We start from the raw sequence: 17,575 nt of genomic DNA, 5'->3' as shown, positions 1-17,575 counted from the left end.
GTTAATTGCCGTCGGCCAACACTTTGTCGACGAGCAGCCTGAAGCGGTCGACGAGGCGGTCTGCAAGCGAGGCGGTCACGTCGCCCAGCAGGCGACGTGTCTCCGCTGGCCGGACCAGTTTAACGCCGACACGTCCACGAGCGCCGTACGACTTCTCGACGATGCTCGCGTCGGCGAGCGACAAGACGTGCCACGCGACCGTACTGCGGTTCAGCTCAGCTCGGCCGCGCCCAGCGGGCCGTCCTCCAGCAGGTGCCCGAGCAGTGCGCGGGCCGTTTCGCGCCGAACGAACGGGAGGACGCGGCGCTCCCACGGGTCGTAGGACCGGTCGAAGTAGTGTGTCTGGCCCCGGATCTCTTCCGCGACGATGTCACCGGCCGGGTTGAGCTTCCGGAGGTGGTACTGGGCCTGCCCCCGTCGCGATATTCAGCTCCTCTTTGAGCGCGCTGAAGTGGACCACGGGTTGGCCCGAACGTAGTCGTGCACGCGCTGTCTGACCGTCGCCATTGGGTAGTTCGACCTGATATCCCACAGTGAACTACCCTACCCTACTCACTCGCCGCTGACGCGGCTCGTTCCTTGAGGGTAGGGCTTCCTGCTTCAACGACGCGCTTTGCAGACACCGAATTGGTATCCACAGGGAGCGCAGTCTCCACAGGCGTTGATTCGGAGTATCCCACTCCTACATCTTCGAGGCCGCGAGAAAGGATGTTCCATGCCGCGTTCGCGTCCCTGTCTGCCTCGAATCCGCAGGCTGGACAGGAGTGTTCACGGACCCACAACGGCTTGTCCGTCGAAACGCCGCACGACGCGCACTCCTTGGTCGTCCCGCTCGGGTTCACGGCGACGAAATGCGTGCCTTCGCGTTCGCACTTGTATTTGAGCATCCGCAGGAACGTTCCCCACGCCGCGCCTGCCCGGTTGCGCGAGTTGCCCGGCAGTTCGACCAAGCCTTTCGCGTCCAAGTCCTCTACGGCCACCAAGTCGTACTCGGTGGCGTAGTAGTTCGACAGTTTGTGGAGGAAATCACGACGCTTTCGCTTGAGGTCGGCGTGGCGTTCGGCTACAATCTTCCGCTGTTTCTCCCAATTTTCTGACCCGTGTTCCTTCCGCGATAGTTCCCCCTGTGCGTGTTCCAGCCGCTCGCGTTCGGTTGCGATGTCTGGCGATTCGACGGCAGTTCCGTCGGTGTCGTGAGCGTACTTGAGAATTCCCACGTCGATGCCGACGCACTTCTCGGGATTCTCGGGCTTCGCCGGTGGAGAGTCAGGCGTTTCGATGCCGAGGACGGCGTACCACTTCCCGGTCGGTTCCTGCTTGATTGTGACGGTCTTAATATCAACGTTGTCGGGCAGGTCACGGTGGAAGGTGAGCGGGATTTCACCGAGTTTCGAGAGCCACAGTCGCGTTCGACCGCTCGTGTTTTTGAGCTTGAAGCCGGATTGACTGTAGGTGAAACTGCGGTACTCGCCGGGTACCTTCCAGTTGAGCGTCCCGACGTGGTGGCCGTTCTCCTTGCGGCCACGGAGCGTGGTGAGGTTGTCGTACAGCCGTTGAACGACTTTCTGGAGAACCTTCGAGTGAACGTCCTTCAGGTCGGTCCACCACTTCTTGAGGTCGGGAAGCCGTTTTTGCTCGGAGTATGCCAAGGTATCGTCGTGTCGATTGAGTCGGTAGAGGAAGTGGTTGTAGACCTGTCTACAGGTATCGACAGTCCACGCTAACTGGTCTTCGAGAGCGTCGGACGGACGAAGCCGATACCTGTAGTTGTAGTTCATCTGTTGGGCTATTCGTCAGTGGCTTCGCTTGTCCGGACGATTTTCACATCCGCGCCACGCCAGTCCTTCGGAACGAGGACGTGAGCGCCGTTACCAGTCGCTTTTACCGTCCCGGTGATGACCTCGTGGCCTTCTATCTCGTGACTGTCCATCAACCATGTTTATACTTCGTTTCAACATAAACGTGGCGGTGGGCCTGTGGGCCTGCCACCGAATTGTTTATGAGAACTGTGCGGCGCTGTATCCCCTCTCTACTCGCTCCCTTCGGTCGCTCCTTGAGGAAGGGGCCTTAGCGCCTCAATTCAGGTAAAAACAGCCCGTTGCCCGTTCTCAGTTGGCAGGAATACCCGGTCAACCGCTGCTGACCAGTTCGCGCTGGATGTCCTCGGCGGGGAGCGTCTGGCCGCCGTACTCCTTGACGAACGACTCGGCGTCGCCGCTATCGCCGAAGGGGACGATAGCGGTGCCCATCGCGCCCTCCACGTCCGAGTTGGCGACGACGGTCAGGGCCGACAACGGGGCGAACGCAGACGCGCCGAGGTGATGTGAAAGCACGGTGGCCATGCCCTCGGTCCGGAGGTCGTAGTCGACGGCACTGTAGTCGGTGAGATAAGTTGTCGTCGGTGTCCATCCCTGCTGTTCTTTGGCGAACCGGTGACGGTAGGTACAGGTCGTGCTACAGAAGCGGGCCGGTGCGTCCTGAGCGGTCGGTGTGTTGTCCCGGTAGTAGGTCTGGCCGACCGGCCCGGGATGCTCCGATATGACCATCCCGCACTGGTCGCAGTTGTCGTCCGCTGCGATGGTGACCGGCTCAGCCGTATTACCGCCGCTCTGACACCCTGCAAGCGCCAGTAGCGTCGCCGTGCCGGCAAGCACCTGTCGCCGTGTTGGGCCAGGTGTACGTTCTGACATACGCGAACCTACCGCAAGGACGGACAAATGGCTCTTGGTGGGGTCGTCGAAAACCAGTCACTCCGGGGAGCCCGGGGTATCGACGAGGAAGATAGCCGCCAGCACCAGCAGGGCAATCGAGAGGTCGACGCCGTGGCCAGCGAGATGGTGGATCGGCATCGGGACAGCGCCGAAGACGGTGCCGATGCCGACGAACGACCGGACGACGAGTAGACCGATGGCAACCGTCAACAGCAGGTACGGCTGGCTCTTCCGGCGGAGCGCACCGGCGGTGGCGACCAGAAAGAGCGCCGCGGTCCCCAGCGTTGCGAGCCCGATGACCACGAGCAGGGCCGTCGCCTGGCCCTGCCCAAGCCAGGTACCGGTCAGTTGAAGCATACTTCTCCCCGTTATTTTGGGAGTCACCGTCGAAACAGTTTCGACACCTACTGGGTCGTCGTGGCAGCCATTGTTGTACAATTCGTGCAAAACAGATAGACCAGACGAGTGCGTTCGTACTGGTGATGACCGACGAACTGGAGGAGATTCGAAAGCAGAAACTAGAGGAAATTCGGAACGGGGAACGGCGGACGGACGAGGACGCATCCGCCGACGCGTCGCCGAGCGAACTGGTCCACGTCGGCGGCGCGGAGGAACTGCAGGAGACCGTCGGCGACGGGGTCGTCCTCGTGGACTTCTACGCCGACTGGTGTGACCCGTGCAAGCAACTCGAACCCGTCGTCGAGCGCGTCGCGGCCGGCACCGACGCGACGGTGGCGAAAGTCGACATCGACGCGAACCAACAGCCGGCCGTCCAGTACGGCATCCGTAGCATGCCGACACTGTTGCTGTTCGCCGACAGGGAGCCGGTCGAGCACCTGGTGGGGATGCAACAGGAACCACGACTCCGCTCGCTCATCGAGAGCTACGCCTGATACTGTCGTCGTGCCACCACGGCTGACGGCACTGCTCGTGGTCATAGTGTCACCCGAACGCGCGCGACGGACATGGCCGAGTGTGGGTGGCGGCCCTACCATCCCGAGTCAGACGGCGACCTTTATTGTTTGTATTGTACAATCGAAGCGCTATTGTGCCCGGGCGATCAACTGTACAGTATGGAACGAAACGTCGGTTCGACGGACAAGACTGCCAGAATCCTGCTCGGTGCCCTCGCGGGACTCTTCTCGCTAGGTATCCTCGCCAGTGCCGTTCCGCTGCCGGCGATACTCGCGCCCGTGCTCGGGGTCGGCTCGGTGATACTGCTGGCCACCGGCTTCACCGGGTTCTGTGGCCTGTACGGTCTCCTGGGTGTCGACACCTGTTCGGTCGACACCCGGTGAACGGGCGGGTTCGATTCCGATGTGAGACAGTATTCGTCGGCATTGGCCGAATCAAGTGTACGCAGCAATATACGCGAAACCGCCAGCGAGAGCGATTAGAACCACCAATTGTACCACAATTAACAGTAGCCGTTCTTTGAGTCCCGTCGAAAAGCTGTCCCACTCAGTGGCCATGCTAATATATAACCGCTAGCTGATGAATAAATATGGTCACTACATACGTGCTGTCCATCTCGCACGCTGCTACCTGATAGAGACCAGAGAGAACTGTTTTCGGTAAGAGCCGTTACACTAGTCACGCAGCAGGTATCTGAGGACGTGCCACAGCTGGAAACCGTGTACCCACGCGGTACCGCGCGGTTTCTGCACTTCCCGCGTGGTAATCGGGACTTCGCCGATGCCCGCACCCTCGTCGGCCGCTTCGAGCACGAACGTCCCGCAGGTACACACCGTGTCGAGGTCCAACTGCATGGCAAGTTCCCGACGGAGCGCCCGCAGTCCGGTTCCCGAGTCGGTCACGTCGACCCGGAGTCGTGCGAGGCGGTTGAGAGGGTGTGCCGAGGGCCGGGCGGTGCTCGCCGTCAGCGTCGAACGTGACGAGCACTTCGGCCTCACTCTCGCGAGACCCTCGCTTGAGCGCTTCGACGTAGCCACGGTTGGTCGGCTGTTCGACGACGCGTGCCCCAGCATCCCGTGCCTCGCGAACCGTCCCGTCGGTCGAGCCGTCGTCGACGACGAACACGTCGAAGCGATCGGTTAGCGATGCTACTGTCGGGCCGATTCGACCCGCTTCGTCGTACGCCGGTACCACGATCTCGACGGGAGTCAAGAGGAGTCGCCCCTCAGCGGTTCTGGACCGCGTGGCCGAGCGATTTGGCTATCGAGAGCGCGTACCGGGCGCCCGCAAGGAACTCCCCGTCGCGAATCCCTGCCCAGACGTCTCCGAGGCCGACGGGCCCGTTGGCGTCCGCGTCGCCGAGCGCGCCGAGGACGGTCTGCAGCGCGCCTCGGGTGTCGTCTTTCGCCGCGGTGTCTGCCAGTTCGCCCAGCGACCCGCCGGTCCCGGCAAGCGAGACCACCGTCTCGTCGTTGAGGGCCGACTTGGCCAGCGACGCCAGTTCGGCCAGTTCGACCACGTCATCAAGTGCACCGCTGCGCTGGAGCCGAGCGAGCGTTTCGATGGCCTCGCCAAGCGTCTCCCCGTTCTGGCCGACGACGGTCGCGAGCGAGACGGTCTCGTCGGTCGCGACGGCGTCGGCGGACTCGGTAAGCCGTTCGCCGGTCCGGGCCAGTTCGGCGACCATTTCGTCGTCCATCGCGGCGGTACCGAGTTCGGCTACCTCAACCAGTTCGTTGACCGTATCGAGGTTCCGGACGAACGTGGCAAAGGCCTCGGGGTTCTCCTTGATGGCGGCGCTCAGTTCCACCGGCGGCTCGTCGGGCGAGGGCTGTTGTTCACTCATCGGTCGGCACCTCAGAGCAGCCCCCGGGCAGTGAGCCAGTACGACTCGTTGTAGGCGAGCTTCGACCAGTGCATGGCTTGGGTCGGTTCGCTGGGTTCCGGCGGTCGCTCGTAGTCGAACTCGACGAAGGTCGCGTCATCCATCCCAGTCTCGATGAAACAGATGGTCTTGCCGCCGTAGACGGCCGCCGCCGGCTGGCCGCGGACCTCGCTCGCGAGGCGCTGGGCGACGACGTTGGCCTGATAGTGGGCCGCGCTCCCGGCCTTCGGAACCCCGGTCTGGGCGGCGTCACCGATGGCGTAGACATCCTCGAAGCCGGTCGCTTCGAGCGTGTGCTGGTCGACGTCGACCCAGCCACCGTCGCCGAGGCCGGCCGACTCGACGAAGTCGCTGCCGGTGTGTGGCGGGATGGCGACGAGGAGGTCGTACTCCAGCTTCGTCCCTTCCATCGACGTGATGGTCTCGGACTTGGGATCGACGGCCTCGGCGTTGAACACCGTCTCGACGCCGATATCGCGCTCTCGGAGTCGCGGGTCGGCCCACTCGGCGATGTGTTCGTTCCCGTGGACCCGCATGATAGGATAGGTGTAAGTGATGTCGAACTCGTCCCGGCGACCACGTTCTCGGAGCCAGTCGTCGACCATGAACGTGAACTCCAGCGGCGCCGCCGGACACATGTGTGGCGTCCCGACGACGCTCAACACGATGTGCCCGCCGTCCATCGTCAGGAGCTCGTCACGGAGGGCCTGTGCACCGTCTTCGCCGTAGAAGTGGTGGCTCCCATCGGCGAGGCCCGGGACCCGTTCAGGGTCGAGCTGGGCCCCCGTTGCGACGACGAGTTTGTCGTACGGCGCTGGGTCTATGGCATCGACGAGTTCGAGTTCCTTCCGGTCGTAGTCGATGTCCACGACGTAGTCGTGCCTGATGGTGACGCGCTCGTCGACGACCTCTCGGAGGGGTCGTCGGCCGTCCGCGGGTTCACGCTGGCCGAAGGCCACGTAGAGCCACACTGGCTTGTAGACGTGGTCTTCACCGTCGTTGAACAGCGTGATTTCGACTTTGTCAGCGGCTATTTCCGCACCGAGTTTCTCCGCTAGGGTGTTTGCAAGTACGGTGCCACCGGTGCCGCCGCCGACGATTGCGATGTGTTCAGTCATAGCTTCCTCACGTGAATCCTGTTGTGGTCGCCCTGGTCTACGACATCGGTGACCTCGTTGCCGGACTTCTCGGCCCACTCCTCAACCTCGGTCGGCGACTTCTCGGCGTCGCTCAGCAGGGCGATGACAGTACCGGTATCGACGGCCCGAACCTCGGAGATGAGATCCATCAGCGGACCCGGACACGTCGCACCCCTGGCGTCGACGGTCGTATCTGCCTCAGATTGACTCTGATTGGTGGTCATGGCTTCTCGTCTGTATGTAGGCAAGGAGATCATTTAATAGTGTGTGGAAATTCCAAGACTATGGAAAACAATCGGTTGTCCATGCCTCGCTACGTCTAAGCGAGCGTACAGCGGGTCAGTCGCGGCTACGGCCGAAAACGAAGACAAGCAGTGCCCCGATCAGTACCACTTGGACGGCCTTGTCGACGTAACCGACGAGCGTGTAGTTGCCTGCTTTTATGAAGAGCCACATCGGTATCTGGACGGCCGTGTACGGGATCGCCGCGAGGGCGAGTTCACGTCTGCGAACGCCTCGAAGGTACAGCGCCGCCCCGCCGAGAAATCCCAGACCGGCGAGCACGAGCGGTGGCGCGCCCTCGACGACCCCGGGGTAGATGTGTGTGAACGCAGTAATGACCACGAGCACGACAATTCCCTGTTCGAGTGTGGCCAGCGAGCTCATTCGTCCACCGGTCGAGTGCGACTGTGTCTCTGGCATGTCCGGGAGAACGCGGTAGGCCGATATGTAGTTGAAGTTGTCACACGCCAACGGCCGGCTGGGAGCTCTTTGTATTGTGCCAGCTGAACAATCTTATACTGGCAGTCGGACCCCGAACGTACGGCGTCAGTCGCTGTGGTTCCGGGCCATCCACCGGTGACACAGGGCGAGACACCGCCATATAATCATGATACGGAGACACCTCGAGACGCTGAAAGCCAATCTTATCTACGTCGTCATCGGCGCGCTAGTCACTGGCCTCGCCTATTGGCAGGTGGCCGGCAAGAGTACCCGCGGGCTGTTACAGACAGCCATCATGCCGGTGTTGTTCCTGATGATATATCCGATGATGATCAATATCGACCTCGACGAGATACGTAACCTGCGGACACACGGTCGGCCGGTGGGGCTTAATCTGGTGGTGAACTTCTTGCCCACCCCGCTGCTGGCCGTCCTGCTCCCACGGGCCTTTTTTGCCGGTAACGCCGAGTGATCCATCGAGCTCTGCTTCGCCGCACTCATCCCGACCTCCGGGATGACCGCAGCCTGGACCTGGCTGGCCGACGGCGACCTGGAGTCAGCACTGGTCGCCATGGCGGTGAACCTGCTTGCCGCGGTCGCGATACTCCCGGTGTACCTGTCAGTGATGATACCAGGAAGTGTCGGGTCCGAGCCGACGGCGCTGTACCGCTAGCTCGCACAGGTCGTCGTCGTACCGATGGTGACCGGGAACCTCACCCGGCGGCTCCTCCACTGTCGGTACGGTCCGGAAGGGTTCCGCCAGCTGAAACCCACCTTCGGCGGACTTAGCTCCGTCGGCGTCATGCTCATCGTATTCATCGCGATGACGATGCGGTCGAGGGCGATCCTCGCCGATCCAGTTACGTCTGCCAGGCTTATCGTCCCGCTCGTCGTGTTTTACGCCGCCGTGCTGGTCGTCGGGTCGGCCCTCGGGAGCGTCTTCCTCGGCGACGAACAACGGGTGCCACTGGTTTATGTCACGAGCATGCGGAATCTCTCGATAGCTGTGGCAATCGTCGTCGCCGCCGGGACGCTGCCGAACGGAGCCGTCCTGCCCATCGCGCTGGCGTACATCCTCCAGCCGCCGTGGGCGTCGTCTACCTGCACTACCGGCGCGGCGTCGTCGGGGAAGGACTGTCACTCAGGGAGGCCGTTGCCAGACTCGTATGAGAATTAAGAATATAAAACTCTTCATTAAAAATTGTATTTTGCAAATAGAAAGGGTCCTTTACTACATTCCATCCAAGCACAGATGCAATGGTAGTCGAAACCGACGAACTGCAGTCGAAGCTCGAAGAGAAAGGTGAACTGATACTCGCGGTGTCTGAGTTCGATGATCCCCTGGAGATGCATCTGCACGACACGGAGATAACGGACGGAACCGTCCGAATCCAGCTGACGGACGGCGTCCTCACATTCGACACGGACGAGGTTGTCGCGGTGTGGCACCACACGCACTCGCTGGCCGATTTCGGACTCGAAGACTGAGACCGACAGTCCGGGCCGGCCAGCGCCCGATCACCAGGGCTGGAAGTGCGGAAGCGGGACGGCCGGAAGCGCGATGCCGAGCGCGGCGAGACCGTGTTGCAGCGGGATGTAGCCGAGCACGACGAAGGCGACACCGAGGCCACGGTGGAGGCGCTGACGACTGCCGATATCCAGTCCGTCGAACACTGTCCCGGTTACGAAGACGGCCGGAACGGTCCCAAGCCCGAGAGCGCCAAGTGCTGCCGCCCCACCAAGTGCAGAGCCTTGCACGAAGGCGTACAGGTACGCCGGGTACAGCAGCGGACACGGCAGGAATCCGTGAACGGCACCGAGGCCGGCGATGCGGTAGTCGCCGACCCACTCGTCGACTCGCTGGAGCATGGCATTCCGTAGCCGGCTCGTTACTCGGTCGAGGCCTGAAATCGGTACGGTTCGCACACCGTTGCCGGTAACGTAGCCGACACCAACGACGGCGACGACGAGACCCACGACGATACCCGTCACCGCCCTGACTTCCGTCGCGACGAGAGTTACCTCCCGGACGCTGACGAAGGTGAGCTGGCCCGCAAGCCCGAACAGCCCACCCAGAAGCGTGTAGGTGGCCGTCCGTCCGAGGTTGAACATCGCATGCTGGCGAATCTCCCGGAACGACAGGACGTCATCGCGCCGGCCCTCGTCCATCCGGTCGGCGTACATCGCGACCAGCGGCCCGCACATTCCGATACAGTGGGCCCCGCCGAGCAGGCCGACGAGTACCAGTACCGGCAATCCGAGCGTCTCCGTGCCAAGCAGCGGATTGGCAGGTGTACAGGACTGCATCGTCAGCTGGTCGCCTCAACGACCGTCTTGATGTCCGAGAGCACGCGCTGGTGGTCGGGCCGCTCGGTCCGGTAGGCCCGCTCGACGGTGCCGCCCGGGTTCCGAAGGAATGTAAGCGAGAGGTGCCGGAAGTCGTATCCCTCCAACCGTTCGGACGTCTTGGCGTCGATACGGTCGAAGGTCACGCCGAGCTTCCCCTCAACGACGGTTTCGGCGCGCTCCGGGGAGTCCGGCCGGAGGAACCGCCAGTTCCCCGCCGACAGGTCGACGTTCATCTGCTGTCCGTACTCCCGGAGGGCCTGTGCGTCGTCACGGCTGGGGTCGAACGTGACCGCGAGGAAAGTCACCTCCCCATCGATGCCCCGCTCGATGGTGCCGTGTTGGACGCCAGCCAGCTGGCCGATGAGCTGGACGCACTCGGCGGGACAGGTGGTAAAGAAGGCGGTTACTACCAGCGTGCCGTCGACGTCGTCGCTCGCGACCAGTTCGTCGGCCAACGGGTCGGGGACGGTGAACGACGGCAACGGCTCTCCGTACGTCGGATACGGGAGGCTCCCACCGTCGTGTTGCTGGTCGGCCTGTGGGGCGAGCACTGTTTCGCCGCCGTCGTCGCCTCTGAGTGCAGCCGTGAGACAACCGGCACTCGCAGCGGCGACGCCAAGACTGCCTGTGAGGAAGGCCCGTCGCTGCATGGGTCATTCTTTCTAACTGCCGGAGGTAAGCGGTATGGTGGGGTTTTCGAAACGGTACGACGGTCGTACCAGACCGCATTTGATTAGCGCGTCCGGACATCGAGATATGGCACGAGGGACTATCCCGACACTGGACAGACGGACGATGCTCGCACTGATGGGAAGCGGGTCCGCCGCCGCTCTGGCGGGCTGTTCGGGCGGCGGTGACCGGACCTCGACCGCGACGTCGAGTGGCGGGGTGCCCGAGCAGTACCGGACGGCGACGAGTCTGAACGGCCAACAACGCGACCCCTCGACCCTCTCGACGCAGAGTACCGTGAACTACCAGTCCGAGCCACAGGACGGCCAGCAGTGTTCCGGCTGTACCTACTACATCCTCGACAAGAACGGCGACGGCGTCGGTGCCTGCGGTATCGTCGAGGGGACGATAGACCCCAGCGGGTACTGCACGAGTTACGTCGCTCACGAGGGGAGCGAAACCGCGACCGAGTCCCAGGCGTCGGTCGACGTCCCCGAGGATGCACGGTGTGCCGTCTGTGACATGATGGCCACAAACTTCCCGGACTGGAACGCACAGGCCGTCCACGACGACAACACCCGGGCGTTCTTCTGCACGTCCGGCTGTGCGACGACGTACTACGCCGTCCCGGACCAGTTCGCGGCGACCGACGCCGACATCACGGGGCTGTGGATCAGGGACCTGAACTCGCGGGAACTCATCGATGGAACAGCCGCGTACTACGCCCTCGAGACCGATGGAGACCGTCTCGACGACCCGATGCAGGTCAATCCCGCTCCCTTTGCCGCCCGCGAGGACGCCGTCAGCTACGTCGACGAGGTCGACTACCTTACCGAGGACGACATCGTCGAACTGACCGCTTTCGACGGCGAACTGGCCGAGCAGTACCGTGGCCAACTCGTCGAGTAGTCGGACCACTGGTGGGCGACACCGGGCGTCGCCCTTTCGTGTTCCCGGTTATCGATCCGTCGTTCGACGGGATGTTCACCCATCGGAGGGCATAAATGTGCCCGCAGTCTTGTACTATATACACATGACTGGCGTGGCGGTAATCGGTGGCGGACCGAGCGGACTGAGCGCAGCGATTTACATGGCCCGGGCCGACCGGCGCACGCTTGTCTTCGACAGCGGCGGCGGGACGACCCGGGACGTCGATACGATGGAGAACGTCTACGGCTTTCCCGACGGCGTGACCGGCCCCGAACTGGTCGAGCTCGGGCGCAAACACGCGACGAAGTTCGGCGCGGAAATCGTCGAGGAGGAGGTCGTCCACGTCGGGCTTGCCGGCGACAGCTACCGCGTCGAGACCACCGACGACGAGTACAAGATAGAGGGCGTGATACTGGCGACCGGTGCCGACTACGAGCGGCCCGCTATCGCCAAGGTCGAAGCCTACGAGGGCGACGGCGTCTCCTACTGTGTCGAGTGTGACGCGTTCTTCTACCGCGACAGTCCCGTCGCCGTGGTCGGTACCGGGAACTACGCCGCGAAGGAGGCGTTGATGTTGCTGGACTACACCGACGACGTCCGACTCCTGACCAACGACTCCCCGTTCGAGGCCGACCCCGAACTGCAGGACCGGGTCGACGACGCCGGTATCCGGGTTGTCACCGACCGGCTCGAAAGGCTGGTCGGCGAAGACGGACTCAAGGGCGTCCGCACCAAGACGGGCGACCGCATCGACATTGACGGCCTGTTCGTCGCACTAGGCACTGCCGGTGGCACCGATATCGCGGAGATGCTCGGTATCCCGGTGGAGGGCGGGGAGGTACAGACCGACCCCGACCAGTCAACGACCGCCGAACGGGTGTACGCGGCCGGCGACGTGACCGGCGGTCACCAACAGATATCTACGTCAATCGGCGAAGGCGCTCGGGCGGCCATCAATCTCCTTGAGGAGTTCCGCGGGGCCGACTACGTCGACTACAAGAAAATCGACGACGCGGCGGCTGACTGACGAGCGATTCGACGGCACGATAGTATTGTATAGAAATCACAAGTATATTGGATACTGGGTGCGTAGACTCACCCGATGACCTCGTTCGACCAGCAACAGGTGACCGGTTCACTCACTCCGAGCGAACTCCGGGCGGACATCCCCGGGCTCCAACGGGGCGTCTACATGAACTACGGCGCACATGGGCCGAGCCCTCGATACGTCGTCTCGGCTGCCCGTGAGTTCTTCGCGTCCCACGAGTACGCCGCGTTCGTTGAGGACGACCCTTACCGAACCGCCTTCGACGCTTTCGACGATGTACGGGCGCGTGTGGCCTCGTTCGTCGGTGCGGAACCCGACGAGATCGCGCTGACCGAGAGCACGACGGCCGGCATCAATGCGGTAGCCGACAGCCTCGGACTCAACGCCGGGGACGTGGTGGTCCGGACCGACCTCGAACACCCCGCCGGAACCTTGCCGTGGCAGCGGCTGGAGCGGGAGGGTGTCGAGGTTCGCGTCATCGAGACCGAGAGCGGTCGTCTGGACCGTGAACGCTTCAAAACGGCCGTCTCGGGTGCGGACGTCGCGTGTTTCAGCGCGGTTACGTGGACGCACGGCACCAGACTGCCGGTCTCCGAGCTGGTCGATATCGCGCACGACGCGGGCGCATTCGTGCTGGTCGACGCCGTGCAGGTACCAGGCCAACTGCCGATGGATGTCTCGGCGTGGGGGGCCGACGCTGTCGCCGCGGCGGGCCACAAGTGGCTGCTGGGGCTCTGGGGCGGGGGGTTCCTCTACATTGACGGCGACACGGCCAACTCACTCCAACCCAGAATGGTGGGCTACCGGAGCGTCGAGACGCCGACGGCGGACCCGTTCGAGTACGCGGCGGGCGCCCGGCGGTTCGAGCTCGGGTCAGCCAACCCCGCCCTGCACGTCGCGCTCGCGGAGGCCATCGATACCATCGAAGACGTGGGTGTCGACCGTATCGAGTCCCGAATCCGGACGCTCGTGTCCCATTTCACCGAACAGGTGCCAAGCGAGCGACTGCTGAGTCCAGTGTCACCCGAGTCCGGTCTCGTGACTGTCGGCGTCCCGAATCCGGAGGCGACGGTCGAACGGTTGGCCGATGCGGGTATTGTCGTCCGCTCGCTGCCAGAGCCCTCAGCAGTGCGAGCGTCGATACACGCAGTCAACACCGAGTCGGAAGTCGACCGGCTCGCGACTGAACTGAACGCGGACCTCTGACGGACGGAGTCAGCCGAACCGATCCGGCCGACGCTGGTGGGCGGCGACCAGTTCGAGGAAGTTGCCGAACACCGTCGTCGCATCACGGGCGGCCGCGACCGATTCGTCGGTAATCGTCGCCGTCACTGCCGCCCGCCGGTCGTCGGTGAGCTCCTTGTTACCGATGACCCACTCGGCCGTTTCGCGGTCGTACTCGGGATGGAACTGGACGCCGTAGCGCGTACCCAGACGGAACGCCTGTATCCCGTAATCGTTTCGCGCCAGTTCGGCACTGCCCGGCGGTAGTTCGGCGACTCTGTCCGAATGGGTCTGGAACGCGGTGAATGACGCGGGCATGTCGGCAAACAGCGGGTCGTCGCCCCGCCGGCGAACCGTTCGGTAGCCCAGTTCGTGTTCGCCCATGTCGACCACGCGGCCGCCGAGGGACTGCGCGAGGAACTGATGGCCCCAGCAAATCCCCAGCGTCGGCACGTCCGCTCGATGGACGTCCCGAATCCACGACGTGAGGTCGTGAATCCAGTCGAGGTCGTCGTACACCGACGTCTGTGAGCCGCTGACGACCACGCCGTCGTACCGTCGGTTTGGTCCGGTCGGGACAGGTGGAAACCGACCGTCGCTGACTTTGTACACCTGCGTCTCGGCGTCGAGCGACCGGCTCAGGTTGCGCTCTGCGGGCGTCTCACCGACTGATGCGTCGACGATTGCGATTGTTTGGTTCATTTGTTTACTCCAGCGGGAAATCTCACAGGGGCTGTCGCCGCTCAGACGAGCAGCTGGATGTCGGATTCGGCCATGTGCTGGAGTGCAGTGGCCGCGCCGACCCCAACGGTGACGTCGTCGTAGAAGTCGTCCTCGTCGTAGTCCATCAACTCGATGGTCATCTGGCAGGCCTGGAGTTCGACACCCTGGTCCAACGATAGCTCGATGAGTTCGTCGATCGTCGCCGTTCCGTTGTCGTCGATGCGCTTTTCCATCATACGTGTCGCCATCCGGTCCATGCCTGGCAGTGCCGCCAGCGCGTTCGGCATCGGCATGTTCGGATTTCCGACAGCCGACAGCTGGAGGTTCCCGGACTTTCCCTCGTGGAGGATGTCTAGCCCCCAGAAGGTGTGGAACACGACGACGTCCCAGCCGAAGGCGGCCGCGGTGCTGGCGAGGATGAGGGGCGGATACGCCATGTCGAAGGTTCCCTGAGTGGCGACGATGGTCATCTTCTTCTGTTCGTCGTCGGCTTCCAGGTCGGCGACGGTCTCCTCGAGCTCTTCGATTCGGGCCTGTAGCTCGGCCTCGGTCATCGAATCGCTGTCGCCCGCCGACGGTGTGTCCGTACTCATGTTAGGCCGTCTTCTCGACGTAGTGCTTGTACACGTTGCCGTCCTCAACCTGTTCGAGTAGTTCGACGCCAGTCGTTCCTTCAGCCCATCCCTCGATGTCGCTCATGCTGCCGCTGTCCGTGGCCAGCACCTCCAGTACCGACCCCTCGGCGAGGTTGTCGATGGCGTTCTTGGTCTTGACGACGGGCATAGGACACGATGCACCTTTCACGTCGAGCGTCTCCGTGATATCGAATGCTTCATTCATTGTTGGAAGGACTCCAGCTACTGTATTGGAGCTACTACACAATATTATCTCGGTGGTTAAAAGAATGTCGATTATTGTGCTATAATAGAACTTCTGTATACGGGGAGAGGGGAAAAATAACCCACTCAGAGCCCTTGAAGCGACAGTTATTGTTTCAATCGAACTATACTCAGATATTGATATTGTGTATATTGGGAATTTCTATACAAACTCTTTTATCCTTCAACCCTGTACCAATGAGTGTACTACATGAACGCTGAAGACTTCCCGACGCCGGACGCAGAAGTCGAATCTGTCCCACCCGAAACGCTGAAACAGCGAATCGACGGCGGAGAGTCGGTCACAATCCTCGACACGCGCATGTCGGGGGAATACGAGGAGTGGCATATCGACGGTGATAACGTCGACTCGTCCAACGTTCCGTACTTCCACTTCCTGGAGGATGACTTGGACGAGGGCGTGCTCGAAGAGGTTCCCGAGGACCGCGAGGTCACGGTCCTCTGTGCCAAGGGCGGTGCCAGCGAGTACGTCGCGGGCACGCTGGCAGAACGCGGCTACGACGTGCACCACCTCGAAGACGGGATGAACGGCTGGGCCCGCATTTACGACGCCGTCGAAGTCGCCGAGTACGACGGTCCCGGGACGCTGCTGCAGTACCAGCGCCCGTCCTCCGGGTGTCTTGGCTACTTCGTCTACGACGACGGCGAGGCCGCGGTCATTGACCCGCTTCGGGCCTTCACCGACCGCTACCTTGACAACGCCGATGAGCTGGGTGTCGACTTGAAATACGCACTCGACACACACATTCACGCGGACCACATCTCCGGGGTTCGTGACCTTGACGACGAGGGCGTCGAGGGTGTTATACCCGCGGCGTCCGTCGACCGCGGCGTCACCTACGCCGCCGACCTCGCCAACGCCGAGGACGGTGACGAGTTCCACGTCGGCGACGTGACCATCGAAACCGTCGCGACGCCCGGCCACACCACCGGGATGACCTCCTACCTCGTCGGTGACAGCCTGCTCGCCACCGGCGACGGGCTCTTTATCGAGAGCGTCGCCCGGCCGGACCTCGAAGAGGGCGACGAGGGCGCATCCGACGCCGCGCGCATGCTCTACGAGTCGCTGCAGGAGCGCGTGCTCACGCTGCCCGACGACACGCTCGTCGGAGGCGCGCACTTCAGCGACGCGGCTGAACCGGCCGACGACACCACCTACACCGCACCACTCGGCCAGCTCGTCGAGGAGATGGACGCGCTGACCATGGACGAGGACGACTTCGTCGAAACGATTCTGGCCGACATGCCGCCGCGGCCGGCCAACTACGAGGACATCATCGCGACGAACCTCGGACAGAACGCCGTCGACGACGACGAGGCGTTCACGCTGGAACTGGGTCCCAACAACTGCGCGGCGAGCCAGGAATCGCTCGCGGGTGACTGAACAGTAATGGTAGCTGATCCAGTCCCGCTGCAGTTGGCCGCCGAACTGTTCCCCAACGGCATCAGCCGGTACGCCATCGGCGGGCTCTTCGTCGGTCTCGGCGCGGCCGTAATCTACGTGGGCACCGGTATCAGCGCCGGCGCGAGCACGTTCCTTGAGTCGACGCTGTCGTACGTCTCCGGCCAGTCGCGGTTCCAGCAGTACGTGGCTTCACGGGACTGGCGGATCGTGTTCACGCTCGGTATTATCCTCGGGGCTGCGGTGTACGCGGTGGTCTATCAGGGCGGCGCGTGGACAACAGACGTCTCGTGGTGGCGACTCCTGTTGGGCGGCGTCTTCGTCGGCATCGGGACACGAGTCGGGAAGGGCTGCACTTCGGGCCACGGCGTTTGTGGCGTGGGGTCGGCCTCGAAAACGTCCATTGCGGGCGTGCTCGCCTTCCTGTTGGTGGCGATACTGACCGCACAGATCGTCGCCGCACTGGGGGTGACGCCGTAATGACGGGGTCCAGTGACCGCCATCCGCTGTTCATCCCGCTCGTGCTTGTCGGCGGACTCATCTTCGGCTTCGGGCTGGGCTACAGCCACATGGCCCGCCCCGAAGTGGTGTTGAACTTCCTCCAGTTCGAGGACTTCGGCCTGCTGTTCGTGATGTTTGGCGGCGCGGCCGTCACGGGGGTCGTGTTCTTCGTCATGCCGCACGTGCTGGACCGAGCGCCACTGACCGGCGATCGGTTCGAACGCCGGCTCAAGTCCTTCGACCGGAACGTGCTGGTCGGCGGCGCTGTCTTCGGCGTCGGCTGGGGGCTGTCAGGCATCTGTCCTGGTGCTGCCTACGCCAGCCTCGGGATCGGCAACGTGACGATCCTCTGGGCGCTGGCAGGGATGTTCCTTGGGGCGTACCTGCAGGGATGGTGGCGAAGCCGGGCAGCCGACAGCGTCGACCCCGCACCCACGGGTGCGGACTGAACACTACT

25 protein-coding genes and 2 pseudogenes are annotated in these 17,575 nt (G+C 63.0%); 10 read left to right on the top strand and 17 right to left on the bottom strand.

Annotation, left to right across the window (positions count from 1 at the left end; genetic code table 11):
- Position 1: 1 nt before the first annotated feature.
- The 6 genes from P0204_RS18975 to P0204_RS18955 all read right to left on the bottom strand — a co-directional run bounded on the left by P0204_RS18975 (position 2) and on the right by P0204_RS18955 (position 3,068).
- On the bottom strand, positions 2 to 184 hold the full coding sequence (locus P0204_RS18975) for a hypothetical protein (RefSeq protein WP_276224351.1): 183 nt from the start codon (positions 182 to 184) through the stop codon (positions 2 to 4).
- A 26-nt stretch (positions 185 to 210) separates the two neighbouring features.
- A complete protein-coding gene (locus P0204_RS21200) occupies positions 211 to 369 on the bottom strand; it encodes a hypothetical protein (protein WP_419181164.1) in 159 nt (52 codons plus the stop codon).
- 179 nt (positions 370 to 548) lie between these two features.
- Positions 549 to 1,778: an RNA-guided endonuclease InsQ/TnpB family protein gene (locus tag P0204_RS18970; RefSeq protein WP_276224350.1), complete on the bottom strand. Its 1,230-nt coding sequence runs from the start codon at positions 1,776 to 1,778 to the stop codon at positions 549 to 551.
- A gap of 8 nt (positions 1,779 to 1,786) precedes the next feature.
- Positions 1,787 to 1,930: a DUF2080 family transposase-associated protein gene (locus P0204_RS18965; RefSeq protein ID WP_276224348.1), complete on the bottom strand. Its 144-nt coding sequence runs from the start codon at positions 1,928 to 1,930 to the stop codon at positions 1,787 to 1,789.
- 199 nt (positions 1,931 to 2,129) lie between these two features.
- Positions 2,130 to 2,690, bottom strand: coding sequence for a nitrous oxide reductase accessory protein NosL (locus P0204_RS18960; RefSeq protein ID WP_276224346.1), 561 nt, complete (start codon positions 2,688 to 2,690; stop codon positions 2,130 to 2,132).
- A 57-nt stretch (positions 2,691 to 2,747) separates the two neighbouring features.
- Entirely contained in the window at positions 2,748 to 3,068 is a 321-nt protein-coding gene (locus P0204_RS18955) for a DUF7471 family protein (protein WP_276224345.1), read from the bottom strand.
- Between the two features lie 125 nt (positions 3,069 to 3,193).
- Here P0204_RS18955 and P0204_RS18950 point away from each other — a divergent pair, with 125 nt between their 5' ends.
- Positions 3,194 to 3,604 (top strand): thioredoxin family protein, encoded by a 411-nt coding sequence (locus P0204_RS18950; protein WP_276224344.1) that lies wholly within the window; start codon positions 3,194 to 3,196, stop codon positions 3,602 to 3,604.
- Between the two features lie 180 nt (positions 3,605 to 3,784).
- Complete coding sequence (locus tag P0204_RS18945) at positions 3,785 to 4,009, top strand: YgaP family membrane protein (protein ID WP_276224342.1); 225 nt, start codon at positions 3,785 to 3,787, stop codon at positions 4,007 to 4,009.
- 291 nt (positions 4,010 to 4,300) lie between these two features.
- Here the strand turns inward: P0204_RS18945 and P0204_RS18940 are convergent, their stop codons facing one another.
- The 6 genes and pseudogenes from P0204_RS18940 to P0204_RS18915 form a co-directional block, all read right to left on the bottom strand.
- Positions 4,301 to 4,528, bottom strand: coding sequence for a hypothetical protein (locus P0204_RS18940; RefSeq protein ID WP_276224486.1), 228 nt, complete (start codon positions 4,526 to 4,528; stop codon positions 4,301 to 4,303).
- Between the two features lie 106 nt (positions 4,529 to 4,634).
- Positions 4,635 to 4,820: pseudogene (locus P0204_RS18935) on the bottom strand (glycosyltransferase); the annotation flags it as partial.
- Between the two features lie 31 nt (positions 4,821 to 4,851).
- On the bottom strand, positions 4,852 to 5,472 hold the full coding sequence (locus tag P0204_RS18930) for a helical membrane plugin domain-containing protein (RefSeq protein WP_276224340.1): 621 nt from the start codon (positions 5,470 to 5,472) through the stop codon (positions 4,852 to 4,854).
- 11 nt (positions 5,473 to 5,483) lie between these two features.
- Entirely contained in the window at positions 5,484 to 6,629 is a 1,146-nt protein-coding gene (locus tag P0204_RS18925) for an NAD(P)/FAD-dependent oxidoreductase (RefSeq protein ID WP_276224338.1), read from the bottom strand.
- Entirely contained in the window at positions 6,626 to 6,874 is a 249-nt protein-coding gene (locus tag P0204_RS18920; protein ID WP_276224336.1) for a sulfurtransferase TusA family protein, read from the bottom strand. Before P0204_RS18920 ends, P0204_RS18925 begins: the two co-directional genes overlap by 4 nt.
- A gap of 115 nt (positions 6,875 to 6,989) precedes the next feature.
- Positions 6,990 to 7,352: a hypothetical protein gene (locus P0204_RS18915; RefSeq protein WP_276224334.1), complete on the bottom strand. Its 363-nt coding sequence runs from the start codon at positions 7,350 to 7,352 to the stop codon at positions 6,990 to 6,992.
- A 187-nt stretch (positions 7,353 to 7,539) separates the two neighbouring features.
- On the opposite strand from P0204_RS18915, the pseudogene P0204_RS18910 reads away from it, so the two are divergent.
- Both P0204_RS18910 and P0204_RS18905 read left to right on the top strand, forming a co-directional pair.
- Positions 7,540 to 8,543: pseudogene (locus tag P0204_RS18910) on the top strand (arsenic resistance protein).
- Positions 8,544 to 8,630: 87 nt separating this feature from the next.
- Positions 8,631 to 8,861, top strand: coding sequence for a hypothetical protein (locus P0204_RS18905; RefSeq protein ID WP_276224333.1), 231 nt, complete (start codon positions 8,631 to 8,633; stop codon positions 8,859 to 8,861).
- A gap of 30 nt (positions 8,862 to 8,891) precedes the next feature.
- Here P0204_RS18905 and P0204_RS18900 read toward each other — a convergent pair whose 3' ends face one another.
- Both P0204_RS18900 and P0204_RS18895 read right to left on the bottom strand, forming a co-directional pair.
- On the bottom strand, positions 8,892 to 9,680 hold the full coding sequence (locus P0204_RS18900; protein ID WP_336406479.1) for a sulfite exporter TauE/SafE family protein: 789 nt from the start codon (positions 9,678 to 9,680) through the stop codon (positions 8,892 to 8,894).
- A gap of 2 nt (positions 9,681 to 9,682) precedes the next feature.
- Positions 9,683 to 10,372, bottom strand: a complete 690-nt coding sequence (locus P0204_RS18895) for an SCO family protein (RefSeq protein ID WP_276224332.1) — start codon at positions 10,370 to 10,372, stop codon at positions 9,683 to 9,685.
- Between the two features lie 106 nt (positions 10,373 to 10,478).
- Between P0204_RS18895 and P0204_RS21015 the strand changes: the two genes are divergently transcribed.
- From P0204_RS21015 to P0204_RS18875, 3 genes are all read left to right on the top strand, one after another.
- Positions 10,479 to 11,300 carry a nitrous oxide reductase accessory protein NosL gene (locus P0204_RS21015; RefSeq protein ID WP_336406478.1) on the top strand — a complete coding sequence of 274 codons (822 nt, stop codon included), beginning with the start codon at positions 10,479 to 10,481 and terminating at the stop codon, positions 11,298 to 11,300.
- A 124-nt stretch (positions 11,301 to 11,424) separates the two neighbouring features.
- Positions 11,425 to 12,348, top strand: a complete 924-nt coding sequence (locus tag P0204_RS18880) for an NAD(P)/FAD-dependent oxidoreductase (protein ID WP_276224331.1) — start codon at positions 11,425 to 11,427, stop codon at positions 12,346 to 12,348.
- Between the two features lie 75 nt (positions 12,349 to 12,423).
- On the top strand, positions 12,424 to 13,575 hold the full coding sequence (locus tag P0204_RS18875; RefSeq protein WP_276224330.1) for an aminotransferase class V-fold PLP-dependent enzyme: 1,152 nt from the start codon (positions 12,424 to 12,426) through the stop codon (positions 13,573 to 13,575).
- Between the two features lie 9 nt (positions 13,576 to 13,584).
- Here P0204_RS18875 and P0204_RS18870 read toward each other — a convergent pair whose 3' ends face one another.
- Genes P0204_RS18870 through P0204_RS18860 form a run of 3 tightly spaced genes read right to left on the bottom strand, consistent with a single transcriptional unit; the run spans position 13,585 to position 15,156 of the window.
- Positions 13,585 to 14,295, bottom strand: a complete 711-nt coding sequence (locus P0204_RS18870) for a type 1 glutamine amidotransferase (RefSeq protein WP_276224329.1) — start codon at positions 14,293 to 14,295, stop codon at positions 13,585 to 13,587.
- Positions 14,296 to 14,336: 41 nt separating this feature from the next.
- Positions 14,337 to 14,909, bottom strand: a complete 573-nt coding sequence (locus tag P0204_RS18865) for a DsrE/DsrF/DrsH-like family protein (RefSeq protein ID WP_276224328.1) — start codon at positions 14,907 to 14,909, stop codon at positions 14,337 to 14,339.
- Position 14,910: 1 nt separating this feature from the next.
- Complete coding sequence (locus tag P0204_RS18860; protein ID WP_276224326.1) at positions 14,911 to 15,156, bottom strand: sulfurtransferase TusA family protein; 246 nt, start codon at positions 15,154 to 15,156, stop codon at positions 14,911 to 14,913.
- 249 nt (positions 15,157 to 15,405) lie between these two features.
- Between P0204_RS18860 and P0204_RS18855 the strand changes: the two genes are divergently transcribed.
- The 3 genes from P0204_RS18855 to P0204_RS18845 are packed head-to-tail and all read left to right on the top strand — an operon-like array spanning position 15,406 to position 17,567.
- On the top strand, positions 15,406 to 16,599 hold the full coding sequence (locus P0204_RS18855) for an MBL fold metallo-hydrolase (protein ID WP_276224325.1): 1,194 nt from the start codon (positions 15,406 to 15,408) through the stop codon (positions 16,597 to 16,599).
- Positions 16,600 to 16,605: 6 nt separating this feature from the next.
- A complete protein-coding gene (locus P0204_RS18850) occupies positions 16,606 to 17,097 on the top strand; it encodes a YeeE/YedE family protein (RefSeq protein ID WP_276224324.1) in 492 nt (163 codons plus the stop codon).
- The gene (locus tag P0204_RS18845) at positions 17,097 to 17,567 is read left to right on the top strand and encodes a YeeE/YedE family protein (protein WP_276224323.1); all 471 of its coding nucleotides are present in this window, start codon (positions 17,097 to 17,099) and stop codon (positions 17,565 to 17,567) included. The genes P0204_RS18850 and P0204_RS18845 overlap by 1 nt, the downstream gene beginning before the upstream one ends.
- The last annotated feature ends 8 nt before the right edge of the window (positions 17,568 to 17,575 follow it).

Origin of the sequence: Haloarcula halophila, from assembly GCF_029278565.1 — an archaeon.
Lineage (GTDB): Archaea > Halobacteriota > Halobacteria > Halobacteriales > Haloarculaceae > Haloarcula > Haloarcula halophila.
Note: the sequence above shows the minus strand (reverse complement) of the source record. Positions and strands in the feature narration are given on the sequence as shown.